Annotated in this window: 13 protein-coding genes; 9 read left to right on the forward strand and 4 right to left on the reverse strand. The window is 63.9% G+C overall.

The window, feature by feature from the left end:
• The first annotated feature begins 32 nt into the window (after positions 1-32).
• On the forward strand, positions 33-1,964 hold the full coding sequence (locus ACT01B_RS05440; RefSeq protein ID WP_445146358.1) for a S9 family peptidase: 1,932 nt from the start codon (positions 33-35) through the stop codon (positions 1,962-1,964).
• A gap of 46 nt (positions 1,965-2,010) precedes the next feature.
• Here ACT01B_RS05440 and trxA read toward each other — a convergent pair whose 3' ends face one another.
• A complete protein-coding gene (gene trxA / locus ACT01B_RS05445; protein ID WP_445146359.1) occupies positions 2,011-2,883 on the reverse strand; it encodes a thioredoxin in 873 nt (290 codons plus the stop codon).
• Positions 2,884-3,033: 150 nt separating this feature from the next.
• On the opposite strand from trxA, the gene ACT01B_RS05450 reads away from it, so the two are divergent.
• The 8 genes from ACT01B_RS05450 (at position 3,034) to nadD (ending at position 11,690) form a co-directional block, all read left to right on the forward strand.
• Positions 3,034-3,675, forward strand: coding sequence for a paraquat-inducible protein A (locus tag ACT01B_RS05450; RefSeq protein ID WP_445146360.1), 642 nt, complete (start codon positions 3,034-3,036; stop codon positions 3,673-3,675).
• Positions 3,672-4,295: a paraquat-inducible protein A gene (locus ACT01B_RS05455; RefSeq protein WP_445146361.1), complete on the forward strand. Its 624-nt coding sequence runs from the start codon at positions 3,672-3,674 to the stop codon at positions 4,293-4,295. The genes ACT01B_RS05450 and ACT01B_RS05455 overlap by 4 nt, the downstream gene beginning before the upstream one ends.
• Positions 4,288-5,973, forward strand: a complete 1,686-nt coding sequence (locus ACT01B_RS05460; protein WP_445146362.1) for a PqiB family protein — start codon at positions 4,288-4,290, stop codon at positions 5,971-5,973. The genes ACT01B_RS05455 and ACT01B_RS05460 overlap by 8 nt, the downstream gene beginning before the upstream one ends.
• Complete coding sequence (locus tag ACT01B_RS05465) at positions 5,970-6,593, forward strand: PqiC family protein (RefSeq protein ID WP_445146363.1); 624 nt, start codon at positions 5,970-5,972, stop codon at positions 6,591-6,593. Before ACT01B_RS05460 ends, ACT01B_RS05465 begins: the two co-directional genes overlap by 4 nt.
• Positions 6,594-6,677: 84 nt before the next feature.
• Positions 6,678-9,449, forward strand: a complete 2,772-nt coding sequence (gene leuS, locus ACT01B_RS05470; protein WP_445146364.1) for a leucine--tRNA ligase — start codon at positions 6,678-6,680, stop codon at positions 9,447-9,449.
• Positions 9,450-9,459: 10 nt separating this feature from the next.
• Positions 9,460-10,020, forward strand: a complete 561-nt coding sequence (locus ACT01B_RS05475) for an LPS-assembly lipoprotein LptE (RefSeq protein ID WP_445146365.1) — start codon at positions 9,460-9,462, stop codon at positions 10,018-10,020.
• 15 nt (positions 10,021-10,035) lie between these two features.
• Complete coding sequence (gene holA / locus ACT01B_RS05480) at positions 10,036-11,046, forward strand: DNA polymerase III subunit delta (protein ID WP_445146366.1); 1,011 nt, start codon at positions 10,036-10,038, stop codon at positions 11,044-11,046.
• Positions 11,043-11,690, forward strand: coding sequence for a nicotinate-nucleotide adenylyltransferase (gene nadD / locus ACT01B_RS05485; protein ID WP_445146367.1), 648 nt, complete (start codon positions 11,043-11,045; stop codon positions 11,688-11,690). The genes holA and nadD overlap by 4 nt, the downstream gene beginning before the upstream one ends.
• 160 nt (positions 11,691-11,850) lie before the next feature.
• Here nadD and msrB read toward each other — a convergent pair whose 3' ends face one another.
• From msrB to ACT01B_RS05500, 3 genes are all read right to left on the reverse strand, one after another.
• Positions 11,851-12,474, reverse strand: coding sequence for a peptide-methionine (R)-S-oxide reductase MsrB (gene msrB, locus ACT01B_RS05490; protein WP_445146368.1), 624 nt, complete (start codon positions 12,472-12,474; stop codon positions 11,851-11,853).
• 29 nt (positions 12,475-12,503) lie between these two features.
• Positions 12,504-14,225 carry a cytochrome c biogenesis protein DipZ gene (locus tag ACT01B_RS05495; RefSeq protein ID WP_445146369.1) on the reverse strand — a complete coding sequence of 574 codons (1,722 nt, stop codon included), beginning with the start codon at positions 14,223-14,225 and terminating at the stop codon, positions 12,504-12,506.
• A 257-nt stretch (positions 14,226-14,482) separates the two neighbouring features.
• Entirely contained in the window at positions 14,483-14,701 is a 219-nt protein-coding gene (locus ACT01B_RS05500) for a hypothetical protein (protein ID WP_445146370.1), read from the reverse strand.
• Positions 14,702-15,080 lie beyond the last annotated feature (379 nt).

Raw genomic sequence — 15,080 nt, forward strand, 5'->3', positions numbered from 1 at the left:
GCAGCGCGAGGGGCGCCCGCAATGGGGGAAAGATGAAAAAGGGAATCCGGCGCGCAGCCTTCTGCGTGCTCAGTGTCTTGTCGTACCCGTTGTTCGCTGCGGACGTCTCGTTTGAAGATCTCGCGCGCCACCTTCAATACACCGAGGTGAAGATATCGCCCGATGGTCGCCACATCGCCGCCACGACGGTGGTCAAGGACAAGCCTTTGCTGGCGCTACTCGACCTCGACACCAAGAAAGGTGGCATGGTCACGCCGCGCGAGGGTCATCAGGTCGTCGATTTCTGGTGGGCAAACAATAACCGCGTTGTTTATACCGAAGGAACCAAGGTGTCCGGTTGGGACCAACCGTTCAGCACCGGCGAGATCTTCGCCATCGACGTGGATGGCAAGCAGCCCATGGCAATCGGTTACGGGAGCGTCATCGACACGCTGCGCGATGATCCCAAACATATTCTCGTCTCTGTGTCGGCGGGGGACACCGGTGCTGAAGGGGCCTTCAATGACATTTACTTGCTGGACGTCGATACGGATCTGCAGAGACGCCCTGTGGGAAAGGCGCCGTTCCGCAATGCCCATTTCATGGCCGACAATCACGGGGTGGTTCGCTTCGCCGAAGGCTATGACAGCCATGCCTATCCGGTGGTGTATTACCGTGAGGGCGAGGGCAAGCCATGGACGCTGCTGTTCCAGGGCACGGTCGACCGAGGCGTTCCATTGGCGCTTAGCTTCAGTCGCGACGACAGCAAGGTTTACATGTCGTGTGTGGCGCCCGGCAAGGTGAATGCGCTCTGCGAATGGGATGTGTCTGCCCGGAAAATGGGCAATCCGGTCTGGAGTAGCGATACCGTCGAGATCAGTCGGCTTTTGTACACGCTAGATGGCATGGATGTGGTTGGTGTGTACTCCGATCCAGGAGCGCCTACCGCCGAGGCGTTCGTCCCCGGTTCGGATGCGATGAAGGTCATCGGTTTGCTGTCGCACGCCATGCCCGGCGAGAACATTCGCATCGTGTCCAGTTCGCGCGACGGCAGCAAGTCGATCGTGCTGGGCTATTCGTCCATGGACCCGGGTACGTTCTACCTGTGGGACAACGCCACCGGCAAGGCAACAGCATTGTTGCAGCGCGCAAGCTGGATCGACCCCAACAAGATGGCAGCGATGCAGCCGATTGAATTTAAGGCGCGCGACGGACTCACCATCCACGGTTACCTCAGCACGCCTCCCGGCAAGGAAGAGGCGAAACACCTCCCGCTCGTGATGTTCATTCACGGAGGTCCTTACGGCATCCGCGATTACTGGGAGTACGATCCCACCGTGCAGGCGATGGCCACACACGGCTACGCCGTGTTGCAGGTGAACTATCGCGGTTCGGGTGGCTATGGCAATGGCTTCATGCAGGCCGGTTATCACGAATGGGGCGGCAAAATGCAGGACGACGTGACCGATGCCACGCACTGGGCGATCCAGCAGGGAATCACCATGCCAGGACACGTATGCATCTTCGGTGGCAGCTATGGTGGCTACGCGGCACTCGAAGGCGCGATGAAGGAGCCTGATCTCTACCGTTGCGCGATTGGCTACGTAGGTGTGTATGACCTGCCCCTAATGCTCTCGCGGGGCGACGGTTCGGAAGGCACCACGGCCAGGAACTTCTGGCGCTCAAGACTGGGCACTGACGAACAAAAATTGTCGACTCACTCGCCAGTGAACCAGGTCGATCGCCTGAAGGCCAGCGTCATGCTCATCGCAGGTGGCCAGGACACCCGAGTCCCGCCGGTGCATGCTCAAAACCTGCGCGCTGCCCTCGAAAAGCACGGGTTTGCCTACGAATGGCTCTACCAGCCCAATGAGGGCCACGGTTTCTACGACGAGAAGCACAACGCCGAGCTGTACCAGCGCGTCACCCAGTTCCTTGACCGCAACATAGGTACGGGCGGTTCAGCGGGTGCAGGCTCACCTTGAGAAAAGCGGTCCGGCATCACCCATGCGGTGATGCCGGACCGCAGGTTCAGAACAACAGCGACGCCATCCGCCGGCGGTACTTGCCCACCAGTTCGCCATCATCCAGCGTGGCAAACGCCGCGAGCAGGCGCTTCTTGGCCTGGCCCTCGTTCCAGTCGCGGGCGCGCTCCAAGATGGCCAGGAATTGATCCAGGCCTGCGGCAGCATCATCTTCCAGCAACAGACGCACGCCGAGCAGGTCGCGCGCGGCCCAGTCGTTGCCGTCGGCTTGTACGCGTTGCTGCAGCTCGGGCAGGGACGGGGCGCCCTTGAGTGCGCGGGCGAGGTCCAGCTGGCTGCGCAGACGTACGGCGCGGCTGTCGGTAGCGAGGTTGGCGGGTAGCGAGGTGAGTTCGGCTTCGGCGGCGTCAGCCTGGCCGGCGCGCATCAGGGCAAGTGCGAGATCCAGCTTCAGTTCGGCGTTGTCCGGCGCAGCGGCAATGGCTTGCTGGATGCGGTTGACGGCCTCTTCCGGCGCTTCCGGGGGCTGCGCCACGGCGTCGTCCGCAACCTCAGCGCCGTCCACCGGTTGCACCTGGTGGCGCGCGAGGAATTCGCGGAGCTGACCGTCCGGCAGGGCACCGGCGAAGCCGTCGAGAATCTGGCCGTCTTTCACCAGCATGACGGTGGGGATGCTGCGGATGCCGAACATGCCAGCCAGCTGCTGGTTCTTGTCCACGTCGACCTTGCCCAGCCGGAACGCGCCGTTGTACTCGGCAGCGAGCTTTTCCAGCATGGGGCCGAGCGTCTTACAGGGCTCGCACCAGCTCGCCCAGAAATCCACCAGTATCGGTGTGGTCAGCGAGGCCTGCAGCACCTCGGCTTCGAAATTGTCCTCGCGCACCTCGAAGGTATGCGCCTGGGCGGTCGTAGCACTCACTGGGAACTCCCGTTGACGGATCGCCCACAGATCAGGGCATCGCCCAGCATATCAAGGGAAGGGAGGCCACCGCTGGCCAGATCGGGGCTCCTGCCCAGGACATACGGCAGGTGCCACCCTCTAGGCATCGATATTTGCGAAAATGCGCGGATGACCATGCCAGTGCAAGGCATCAAACCCGAAATCGCTCCGCCCACCTTGTGGATCTGCGAGCACTGCGACACGGTTTACCACCGGCGTGAGCTGGCCTGTGGCGAGGTGGCGCGGTGTGCCCGTTGCGATGCCATCCTGGCGCGACATCACAGCATCGGCGTGCGGGGCATGTCGGCGATGGTGCTAACGGCCATGATCGCGTTCGTGCAGGCCAATATCTGGCCCATTGTCACCCTGGGTCTCAATGGCCAGATGATCAGCACGACCCTGTGGGGCTGTATCGTGATGATGTGGCGTGAGAACGCCCAGGTCGTGGCCGTCATCGTCGCGTGCACCCTGTTTTTCTTTCCCATCGGAAAGATGTTGTTGCTCGGCTGGGTGCTGCTGTTTGCACGCAGGGGAAGGCGCGCACCGGGTTTTCGCCTCGCCATGGTGACCTTGTATCGCATCGGGCCATGGACGATGAGCGAAGTGTTTGTGCTAGGCACCCTGGTGGCTATCGTCAAGGCGAGCATGTACTTCGACGTGATCCCCAACGCGGGCATCTTTGGCTACGGCGTGCTGACGCTGATCATCACGGCGTTCTCCAGCATCGACATGCGTCGGCTGTGGGATCTCACCGAGGAGCGCCCGGCATGAGCGCCTTGCCACGGGCCAGCGAGTTGGGCCTGATCGGTTGCCATGTGTGTGGCCTGGTGTGCCGGGATATCCGGGTGCCCAATACCGCTTGCCCGCGCTGTGGCTCGGCCCTGCACCGGCGCAAATCGGCCAGCTACACGAGGACCTGGGCCTTGCTGATCGCCGCTTTTCTCTTCTACTTGCCCGCAAACCTGTTGCCGATCACGCGTACCGCGAGCCTGGGCGATGTGGACGACAACACCATACTCACCGGCGTCGTCGAATTGTGGGTCAAGGGCTCGCCTTACCTGGCCGTCATCGTGTTCACCGCCAGTATCGTGGTGCCCATGCTGAAGTTCTTCGCGCTGGGCTTGTTGTTGATCAGTTCGCGCCGCCGCAGCGAGTGGGCGCAGCGCCAGCGCTCGAAGCTGTTCCGCCTGGTGGAGTTCATCGGCTACTGGTCGATGCTTGATGTGTTCGTGGTGGCGCTGCTCACCGCTCTCGTGCAATTTGGTTTTTTCAGCCAGGTGGAACCGTTGCCTGGCGTGGTGTTCTTCGGGCTCACGGTGGTGCTCACCATGTTCGCCTCTATGGCTTTCGACCCGCGTTTGATCTGGGATGGCAGGGAATTCGATGACTGACGAAAACAAGCCGATGTCCGGCGCCGATCTGCCGGAGCCCGTCGTACAGCGGCCGCGCATCAACGCCTCGCTGGTATGGCTGGTGCCCGCACTGGCTGCGCTGGTGGGCCTGTCGCTGGTGATCAACGCCTGGGTCCAGGCCGGTCCGACCATTAGCGTCAGCTTCCAGAGCGCGGAGGGCCTGGACCCCGGCAAGACGCCGGTGAAGTTCAAGAGCGTGACGATCGGTCGCGTCACCAAGGTGCGCCTCAGTCAGGACCGCACCCACGTGGTGGCCAAGATCGCGCTGGAAAAGAGCGCGCAGGGCTTTGCTACCGCCGATACGCGTTTTTGGGTCGTGCGCCCGCGCATTGGTCTGGGGGGCGTGTCGGGTATCGATACGCTGCTGTCCGGCGCGTTCATCGGCGCCGACGTGGGCGAGTCGCAGGAGTACAAGGACGATTTCACCGGTCTGGAGTCGCCGCCGCCGGTGACGCATGGCGCCTCGGGCAAGACCTTCGACCTTAAGTCGGACGACCTGGGTTCGCTGGATATCGGCTCGCCGATCTACTACCGCCGCATCCAGGTGGGACGCGTGTCTTCCTATCATCTGGACGAGGACGGCAAGGGCGTGACCATGCAGATCTTCGTGGAGAAGCCGAACGACCAGTTCGTTACCCGCTCGACGCGCTTCTGGAATGCCAGCGGCATCGATGTGTCGTTGGGCGCGGACGGCCTCAAGGTGAATACGCAATCGCTGGCGACCGTGCTGGCTGGTGGCGTGGCGTTCCAGGACCCGGCGGGCCCGCATGACGCGACGGCTGCCGACGAGAATGCCACCTATCGCCTGTTCAATGACCGCGCCACCGCCATGGCACCGCCGGATGGCGAGCCGAAATACATCCGCATGCGCTTCAGCCAGTCGCTGCGTGGGCTGGCAGTGGATGCGCCGGTAGAGTTCCTGGGCGTGTCGTTCGGCCGCGTGGTGTCGATCAATCTCGACTTTGACGAAAAGACCCAGACGTTCCCGACCATCGTGGGTGCCGTGGTCTATCCGCAGCGTCTTGGCCGCGCGCATGACAAGCTGGTGGCGCTGGCCAAGTCGCGTGGCGACGACGAGCAGATGTCGCAGATGATGGGGCGTCTGATCGATCATGGCCTGCGTGCCCAGGCACGCACCGGCAACCTGTTGACGGGACAGCTTTATATCGCGATGGATTTCCTGCCGAACGCGCCCAAGGTGGCCTACGACCCGACTACCAGGCCGCTGGAGATTCCGACTACGCCGGGCAGTTTCGACAAGCTGCAGGAGCAGCTGGCGGAAATCGTGGACAAGATCCACAAGATTCCGTTCGACAGCATCGGCAAGAACCTGGACCAGTCGCTGGGTGAGCTCAGCCAGACGCTCAAGCAGGTCAATACCAGCGTGCTGCCGGAGGTCAAAACCACCCTGCAGGGGGCGCAGCAGACCTTGGGCAACGCCAACAATATGTTCGCACCCGACTCGCAATTGCAGCAGAACCTGGGCGACAGCATGCAGGAGCTGCAGCGCGCTGCTCGCTCGCTGCGTGTGCTGACCGACTACCTGGGCGATCACCCGGATGCGCTGCTGCGCGGCCGTCGCGCGGACAAGCCGTTGCAGGCGCAGCCGGCCCAGGCCGCTCCGCCCAGCGCACCGACACAAGGGAGCAAGCCATGATTCATTTGGGAACTCGACACCTGACGGCGGTCGCCGCGCTCACCCTGGTGCTTGCCGCCTGCGGCTCGGCGCCGGCTACGCGTTTCTACACCCTGGTGGCACCGGCCTCCGCCGACGTGGCCCCCTCCGGTGCATCCACCGCCGGCGCGTTCCAGTTCGACATCCTGCCGGTGTCGGTGCCGGCCCAAGTCGACCAGCCGCCGCTGGTGGTGCGCCAGGGCGACCAGGGTGTCGCGGTGCTGCAGGGCGAGCGCTGGATCGCGCCGCTGGGCGACGAGGTGCGTGCCGCGTTGTCGGCCGACCTTGCGCGCGACTTCCACGCGCAGGATGTGAGCGGCCTGCCGGCGGGCAACAAGCCGGTGGTGCGGATCAAGCTGGACGTGCGCCGGTTCGATTCGATGCCGGGGAACTATGCCTTGATCGACGCCGCCTGGAGCGTGCGTCCGCTCAAGGGTGGCGATGCGTTGGCCTGCGCCAGCCGCATCAACGAGCCGGTAGGCAGTGGGTTTGACGCCCTGGTGCAGGGCCATCAGCGGGCCATCGCCCGTTTGGCCGGTCAGATTGGCGCCGCCGCGGGGGCGCTGGCGGCTGGAAACAAGCCGGTTTGCCCGCCCGGCTGAGGCCGCATTCTGCTAGTCTGCCGCGTTCCCCCGCAGTGATCGGCCAGGGCCGGTCCTGCCAGCAAAGCACACGGCGCCGGAAACATGCAGGACATTCAAGATCAGGGTTCCCACGATCAGGGCAGCGAACAGGGTGGCGAGGCCGGCTATCGGCCGCAGGCGGTGGAAACCGCCGCGCAGCTTTATTGGCGCGAACAGCGCGCCTACGAGGTAAAGGAAGACGCCTCGCGTCCCAAGTTCTATTGCCTCTCCATGCTGCCGTACCCCTCGGGTGCGCTGCACATGGGGCATGTGCGCAACTACACGATCGGCGACGTGATCAGCCGCTACCAGCGCATGAATGGCAAGAACGTGCTGCAGCCGATGGGCTGGGACGCGTTCGGCCTGCCCGCCGAAAACGCCGCGATCAAGAACAAGACCGCGCCGGCCAAGTGGACCTATCAGAACATCGAGCACATGCGCGAGCAGTTGCAGCGCATGGGCTTTGCCTATGACTGGACCCGCGAGTTCGCCACCTGCCGTCCGGACTACTACCGCTGGGAACAGTTGATGTTCACCCGGCTGATGAAAAAGGGCATGGCCTACCGCAAGAACGCGGTGGTGAACTGGGACCCGGTCGACCAGACCGTGCTGGCCAACGAGCAGGTGGTCGACGGCCGCGGCTGGCGCTCCGGCGCGCTGGTGGAAAAGCGCGAGATCCCGCAGTGGTTCCTCAAGATCACCGATTACGCGCAGGAATTGCTGGACGGTCTGGACACGCTGCCGGGTTGGCCTGATGCCGTAAAGACCATGCAGCGCAACTGGATCGGTCGCAGCGAAGGCCTGGAGATCCACTTCGAGCTGGAAGACGAAGCCGAGCCGCTGACCGTGTTCACCACGCGTCCGGACACCTTGCTGGGCGTCACCTTCGTGTCCATCGCGGGCGAGCATCCGCTGGCGCTTAAGGCGGCGGCGAGCAACGAAAAGCTGGCGGCCTTCCTGGAAGAACTCAAGCACGGCGGTGTGTCCGAAGCCGAGCTGGAGACGCAGGAAAAGCGCGGCATGGACACCGGCCTGTGCGCCATCCATCCGATCAGTGGCGAAAAAATTCCGGTGTGGGTGGCCAACTTCGTGCTCATGGGCTACGGCACCGGCGCGGTGATGGCCGTGCCCGGCCACGACCAGCGCGACTGGGAGTTCGCCCAGAAATACAGCTTGCCGATCAAGATGGTGGTAGTGGACCGCGCCGTGCTCGATGCCGTGGCGGCGATCCAGCATGACTTGTCCAAGGGCGTGGGCGCCGATCCCGTGCGCGCAGCCTTGGACGGCGGCAATGTCGACGCGTATGAAACCTCGGCGGCCGTGCAGCTGATCGTGGATTTCGAGACCAGCGTCCAGCAGGACAGCGCGTTTACCGAGCGCGGCTACCTGGTGAATTCAGGTGAGTTCGACGGCATGGATTACGGCCAGGCTTTCGACGCCATGGCCGCCCGCTTCGAGCACGAAGGCAAGGGCCTGCGCCGCGTCAACTGGCGCCTGCGCGACTGGGGCGTGAGTCGCCAGCGTTATTGGGGTTGCCCGATCCCTGTCATCTATTGCGCCAAGTGCGACGCGGTGCCAGTACCGGAAGACCAGCTGCCGGTGGTGTTGCCCGAAAACGTGGCGTTCTCCGGCGTGCAGTCGCCGATCAAGGCCGACCCCGAATGGCGCAAGACCACCTGCCCGCAGTGCGGTGGCCCGGCCGAACGCGAAACCGACACCTTCGACACCTTCATGGAGTCGAGTTGGTACTACGCGCGCTACACCAGCCCGGGTGCCAATGATCAGGTCGACGAGCGCGCCAACTACTGGCTGCCGGTCGACCAGTACATCGGCGGCATCGAGCATGCGATCCTGCATCTGTTGTACTTCCGCTTCTATCACAAGCTCATGCGCGACGCCGGCTTGGTGAAGGCCGACGAACCGGCCACCAACCTGCTGTGCCAAGGCATGGTGATTGCCGAGACGTTTTATCGCGACAACGAGGACGGCTCGAAGGACTGGATCAACCCTGCCGATGTAGAGATCCAGCGCGACGAGAAGGCGCGCGTGATCGGTGCGGTGCTGAAGAGCGATGGCCAGCCGGTGAAGATCGGCGGCACCGAGAAGATGTCCAAGTCCAAGAATAACGGCATCGACCCGCAGGTGATGGTGGACAAGTTTGGCGCCGATACCGTGCGCCTGTTCTCCATGTTCGCGGCACCGCCGGAGCAGTCGCTGGAGTGGAGCGAGGCCGGTGTCGAAGGCATGGCGCGCTTCCTGCGCCGCTTCTGGCGCGAAGTGACCACGCACGTAGCGATGCCCGATCATCCGGTGGTCGATCCGGCTCAGCTCGATGCCGGTCAGAAAACCCTGCGCCGCCAACTGCACGAAACCATCCATAAAGTCACCGACGACCTGGGTCGCCGCCACTCTTTCAACACCGCCATCGCCGCGCTGATGGAGCTGCTCAACGCGCTGAACAAGTTCAGCGACCAGAGCGAGCAGGGCCGCGCCGTGCGCCACGAGGCACTGGAAGCGATGGTGTTGCTGCTCAACCCGGTGGTGCCGCACTTCAGCCATAGCCTGTGGCAGGTACTGGGGCATGCCGAGTCGGTGCTGGAAGACCAGCCCTGGCCAGTGGCCGACAGCGCCGCCCTGGTACGCGACTCGCTTACCCTGGCCGTGCAGGTCAACGGCAAATTGCGCGGTACCATCGAGATCGCTGCCCATGCATCGAAGGAAGAGGCCGAGGCACTGGCCCGTGCACACCCCCAGGTAGTCGCCTTCCTGGAAGGTCTGACTATTCGCAAAGTGATCGTGGTTCCCGGCAAGATCGTCAACATCGTCGCAGGATGAAAACGTCCCAATGAGATCAGTGACCCGTCTGTTCAAAGCTTCGCTGCTGTTGATGTTCACCGTTTTATTGGCGGCGTGCGGATTTCACCTGCGCGAGAGCGCGGCACTGCCGCCATCCATGCAGCGTGTTCACTTGAACGTCGCCAGTGGTGGCAATCTGCGCTTGAATCTGACGCGCGCACTGGAAGGCTCAGGCGTGACCGTGGAGGACAAGCCGGGTACCGGCATCGCCGACTTGAATGTACCGGTGGCGTCATTCAGCACCGATACGTTGACGGTGAGCGGCCTCGCGCGCGTTACCGAATACACCGTGCGCTATCACGTCGAGTTTGAAGTGCACGACGGTACCGGCCAGCCGCTGGTACCGCGCCAGCGCATCGATATGCAGCGCGAATTCAGCTACGACGCGACCAATACCATCGGTACCACGGCCCAGGTCCAGGCGATCCAGGACAGCCTCAACGACGACATGGTGCAGGCGATCCTGTTCCGGCTGCAGGCCGCCACCAAACATCCGGGTCAGGTCGCTGCCGATGCGGCCGCGCCGGCGTCGGCGTCCAGTACAAACTAAGCGAGCCTGCCTAAGATGCCGCTCAATGCCGTTCAATGGCAGAAGTCGCTGGCGGCGGACAGTCTGCGTCCGGTCTATCTGCTGGCCGGTGAGGAATTGCTGGTACTGGAAGCGGCAGACGCGCTGCGCGCCCAGGCGCGCAAGCTCGGCTATACCGAGCGCGAAGTGCTGGATGTCGGCAATCATTTCGACTGGGACGACCTGGCACGTGCGGCGGCGGGGATGTCGCTGTTCGCCTCGCGGCGTCTGCTGGATCTACGCCTGCCCACCGGGCGTCCCGGCACTGAGGGCGCCAAGGCCATCAACGCGTTCTGCGCCGATCCGCCGCCTGACGTCACCCTGTTGATCACGGCGACCGACTGGAGCAACAAGCACGAAGGTGCCTGGACCAAGAACCTGGACGCTGCGGGCGCCCTGGTCGTGTTCAATGCACCGCGCCCGAACGAATGGGGCTCGTGGATTGGCGCGCGGCTAGCGTCGCGCGGCCTTTCCGCCACGCCGGATGCGGCAGCGCTGCTGGCGGAACGCGTGGAAGGCAACCTGCTTGCCGCCGCGCAGGAGATCGACAAGCTGGTCGTGCTGCATGGCCAGGGCAAGATCGATGCGCAGGAAATGGAAAATCTCGTCGCCGACAGCGCGCGCTACGACGCCTTTAAGCTTACCGACGCGGCCTTTGCAGGCGAAGGTGGGCGCGCGTTGCGTATCCTCGCCGGCCTGCATGCCGAGGGCGACGAGCTGATCGCCTTGATGGGTTGGCTGGTGAACCAGCTGCAGCTCGCCCTGCGCCTGGCGAACGCGCACGACTTTGCGGCGCAGGTCCGTGCCGAGCGCCTGTGGCCGGCGCGCGAACAGTTGTTTCGCAAGGCGCTGCGCCGCGCACCAAGAGAACATTGGCTGCAATGCCTGGCCCGCGCCGCACGCATCGACCGCATGGCCAAGGGACGCGAGCAGGGCAATCCGTGGCTGGAAGCCGAACGCCTCATTGCCGCCATCGCCGAGCCACGCGCGGCGCGGGCGTTGGAATGAAGCGTCCATTAGCCATCTTCGGTGGCACCTTCGACCCCGTGCACCTCGGGCACCTCAGCGTGGCGTGGGAAGCCGCCGAATTGCTCGAGGCCGACGTGCAGCTGATGCCGGCCAGCGTGCCACCCCATCGCCCTGCACCCATCGCCAACGCGCCGCAACGCGCGGCGATGTTGCGAGCCGCGTTGCAGGAGCAGTCGCGCCTTACGCTGGACACGCGCGAGCTGGAACGCAGCGGCCCGTCCTACACCATCGACACGCTGATGGAATTGCGTGCGGAACAAGGCGATCGTCCGCTGGTATTGCTGATGGGCGCCGATGCGTTCACGGGTTTGCCGACGTGGCATCGTTGGCGTGAGCTGTTCGATGTCGCGCATATCGGCGTGCTTAGTCGTCCTGGCGTGGAAGCGGCGGTGCCTGAAGAGCTGGCGGCAGAAGTGGCCGCGCGTCTCGTCGCCGATGCTGCCGTGTTGCGCTCGCTGCCAGCCGGCAAGCTCATCGAGCTTGCGGTGACGCCGCTGGAGATTTCGGCCACGCGCATCCGCGAGCTGCTGGCCGCAGGGCGCGATCCGCGTTATCTGTTGCCCTGCGGCTTGTTCGACGACCCGACGGTGCTGGCGCCGTACCGGCGCCAGAGTCTGTTGTAGGAGCGCACCCTGTGCGCGATCACGGCGTCAGGGCTTCGTTGGTTTTTCACTCGGGCCATCCTTGGCCCTCGCCCTGCGAGCAGCTGGCGCTGTGCAAACCGACAGTCCTGTCGGTTTGTCGCGCACAGGGTGCGCTCCTACATGGCGAAGGCGAGAGGCGTCAGGCGCTGCCGCGTGGGATGAATCGCAGTGCCACCGAATTCATGCAATAGCGCAAGCCGGTCGGCCGCGGGCCATCATCGAACACATGACCCAGATGACTGTCGCAGCCGGCGCAGGTGACGGCGGTGCGTTCCCAACCGAAGCTGTTGTCGTGTATTTCGATGACATTGGCTTTGGCGATCGGCTGCCAGAAGCTGGGCCAGCCGGTGCCCGAGTCGAACTGCGTGGCCGCATCGAACAGTGCCGTATCGCATGCCGGACAGCGGTAAAGGCCAGGCGCCCGTGGTTTTTCGTGCGCGCCACTGAAAGCGCGCTCCGTACCTTCGCGGCGCATCACATAGTACGCATCGTCCGATAGCCGCTCGTGCCATTGCGCATCGGTAAGTACCAGCTTGCGCACATGGCAGGGCCCGAGATGGTGCCCGTCATCGGCGAAACATTCGAGCAGCATGTCCTTGCCCTGCGCTGCCGGCGTTGACGCCATGGCGGTACCCGTGGCCGCGCCGCTTCCGAGCAGGCGCGGCAGCAGTGGACCGCCGATCGCCAGGATGGCGCCTCCCGTGAGCGCTGTACGCAGAAAGCGCCGACGCTCCAGCTTCACACTATCCCGAATGCGGGACATGACTGCCTCCAATACGTCAACAGAAAGAATCAACCGAAGGTAAAGGCATAGGCCTGTACGCCTGGGTCGAGGAAGGTGATTTCAAACGTGCGCTCGCCACTGCCATTGGCCTGGCGTACGAGTTGGTACAGACGCTGCGCGGTGATGGTGCCGATGCCGTCGGCGTCGGTATCCATGCCGTGATCGCTGCCCGGTGCCTTGCCGTCGATCAGCACGCGGAAGCGCACCGGTTTGCCATCGCTGGCGGGGCCGAGCACGAGATGCAGGTCGCGGCCGCGGAAGCGATAGACGATGCGACCGTTCGTTTTATCGAGCTGCGCGTTTTCGTCGCGTACGGTCCAGCGTCCATCGAAGGCCCACTGGTTGGCCATCAGGGTGGTCGGCGCGTGGTAGTTCCACGCCTCGTCATGCGCCACCTGGCCGCCCGCGAAATTCGCAGCGCGGGCGTAACCGACATAAGTTTCCGGCGAGCGCTGCGCATCGCCGGAACCCGCGGCTTCGGCGCCCTGTGCGCCCGGCTGCACATACCCGCCTGGCAGGTTCTTCTGGCCGGCCTCGGTGAGCAGCTGGCGAATCACGTCTTCGCTTTGCTCGTATTCGCCTTCGCCGAAGTGGTGATGGCGAATCTGGCCCTGCGTGTCGATGAAGTAGTGCGCAGGCCAGTACTCGTTGCTGAAGCCCTTCCAGATCGCGTAGTCGTTGTCGAGTGCGACCGGGTAATCGACACCGAGATCCTTGACCGCATTGATGACGTTTTGCGGTTCCTTCTCAAACGCGAATTCAGGCGCGTGCACGCCGATTACCACCAGGCCATGGTCTTTGTACTTGTCGGCCCAGGCGCGCACGTAAGGCAGCGAGCGGATGCAGTTGATGCAGGAATAGGTCCAGAAATCGACCAGCACCACCTTGCCGCGCAGCGACGGCGCAGTCAGTGGCGGGCTGTTGAGCCATTGCGTGGCACCGGCGAGTGAAGGAATCTGGCCCTCCACGGGCAGCGGCTCGCCCGCCTTGACCGTCGGCTGAGGCGCCGGCGCGGGTCGCACCGCATCGATCAGCCGCTGCTCGATGCTGCCTGTGCTGGCCAGCGACACGCGCGTCAGCAAGCCGGTGTCCATGCCCAAGGCAATCACCGCCACGCCGATCAGCACCAGGGCGCCGAGGGCGCGTCGTACCCATTCGCCCGCACTGAGCGATCGCTTCATCAAGCCGAATACACGACCGCCGATCACCAGTGCCAGGGCCAGCGACGTCGCCGCGCCGGCGGCATAGGTGAGCAGCAGCAAGGTGGTCTGGACGCTGGCGCCGTTGAGCGCCGCGCCGGTCAACAGCAGGCCAAGGATGGGTCCCGCGCAAGGCGCCCACAGCAGGCCTGTGGCGACGCCAAGGCCAGCAGCCGACCATGCCGAATCACCCTCGGCGTCTGAGCGTTGCGTGAGCTTGTTGCCCAGCGCCACGAACGGCCGGCTGATCCACTCGGCCAGGTGGCTCGAAAGCAGGGTCAGGCCGAGTACGGCAAGCACGGCCATGGCGATAATGCGGCCGTACTGGTTCGCCCGAACCGCCCAGCCGCCACCCACCGCCGCCAACGTGGCGACCAGGGCGAAGGTGAGTGCCATGCCCAGCAGCATCGGCAGGCCATTGCGCACGAACGGGCGGTCAGCCCGCGCGAACACGAAGGGCAGCACCGGCAGGATGCAGGGGCTGAGAAGGGTCAGCACACCGCCAAGATAGGCAAGGATCAGCACGAGCATGCGAGCAAGTTCCGTTTGAGGTTCGTGGGGTTATTCGTCGCAGCGAGGGGCACGGTTACCTGTGCTGGCCACGTCGGGATGCAAGCTCCTCTCTTACTACGAAACAACGTCGTGCGCTTACGCATCGAATACAGTCCGAGCATCGTCCGCGCCGGGATGCCCTCTCGTCTGGCCTCCTTGCGCGACCTGGTACTGCGGCACTGGAGGCAAAAAAAAGCCCGGCCTAAGCCGGGCTTTTGACGACGGGTGGTGCAGGATCAGAAGCTGGCGCGCACGCCCAGGCCGTAGGTCTGGGTGCTGTCGTTGTTCAAATGAACGCCGCCGTGCGCAGCCCAAGTCTTGTTGAAGGCGTACACCAAGCCGAAGTCGCCGAAGACGTTGCCGGTCATGTACTTGCCGCCGTTGCTGTAGGTTGCCTGGGCGGCGAGCGGGGCGGTCAGGGCCACGAGGGCCAGGCCCAGCAAAGTCTTCTTCATCCAGCAAAGTCTTCTTCATAAAGCGTTCCTTGCAATAGAAACCATACGTCCGCGGGATCGCGGGCGGCGTATTAGGCCATTCGCAAGAAGCTGCTCCCATGAGAAACGTCTGAAAATCAAGGTGTGCCTCAGCAGCACGGCAGCCACGCTGCGCTGCGGGGATTCATTGGCGGGGTTGTTGCGTGGGGCTGGAGGTAACGTCTGCAGCGAATGCATCGAAATAGGGCTAGAGACCTTCGTCGACGACACATCCATGTCCCTCTGCTTGACCGCCACCGGTACCTTAGGTCTAGATAGCGTCCTTCCCGCCTGGGTAAGGATCGATCCCGCCGTGTCTGATGCCACCCCCACTACCAGCGAATCGCCGGAACGGCAGCGC

It is taken from the genome of Dyella sp. Tek66A03, assembly GCF_052567735.1.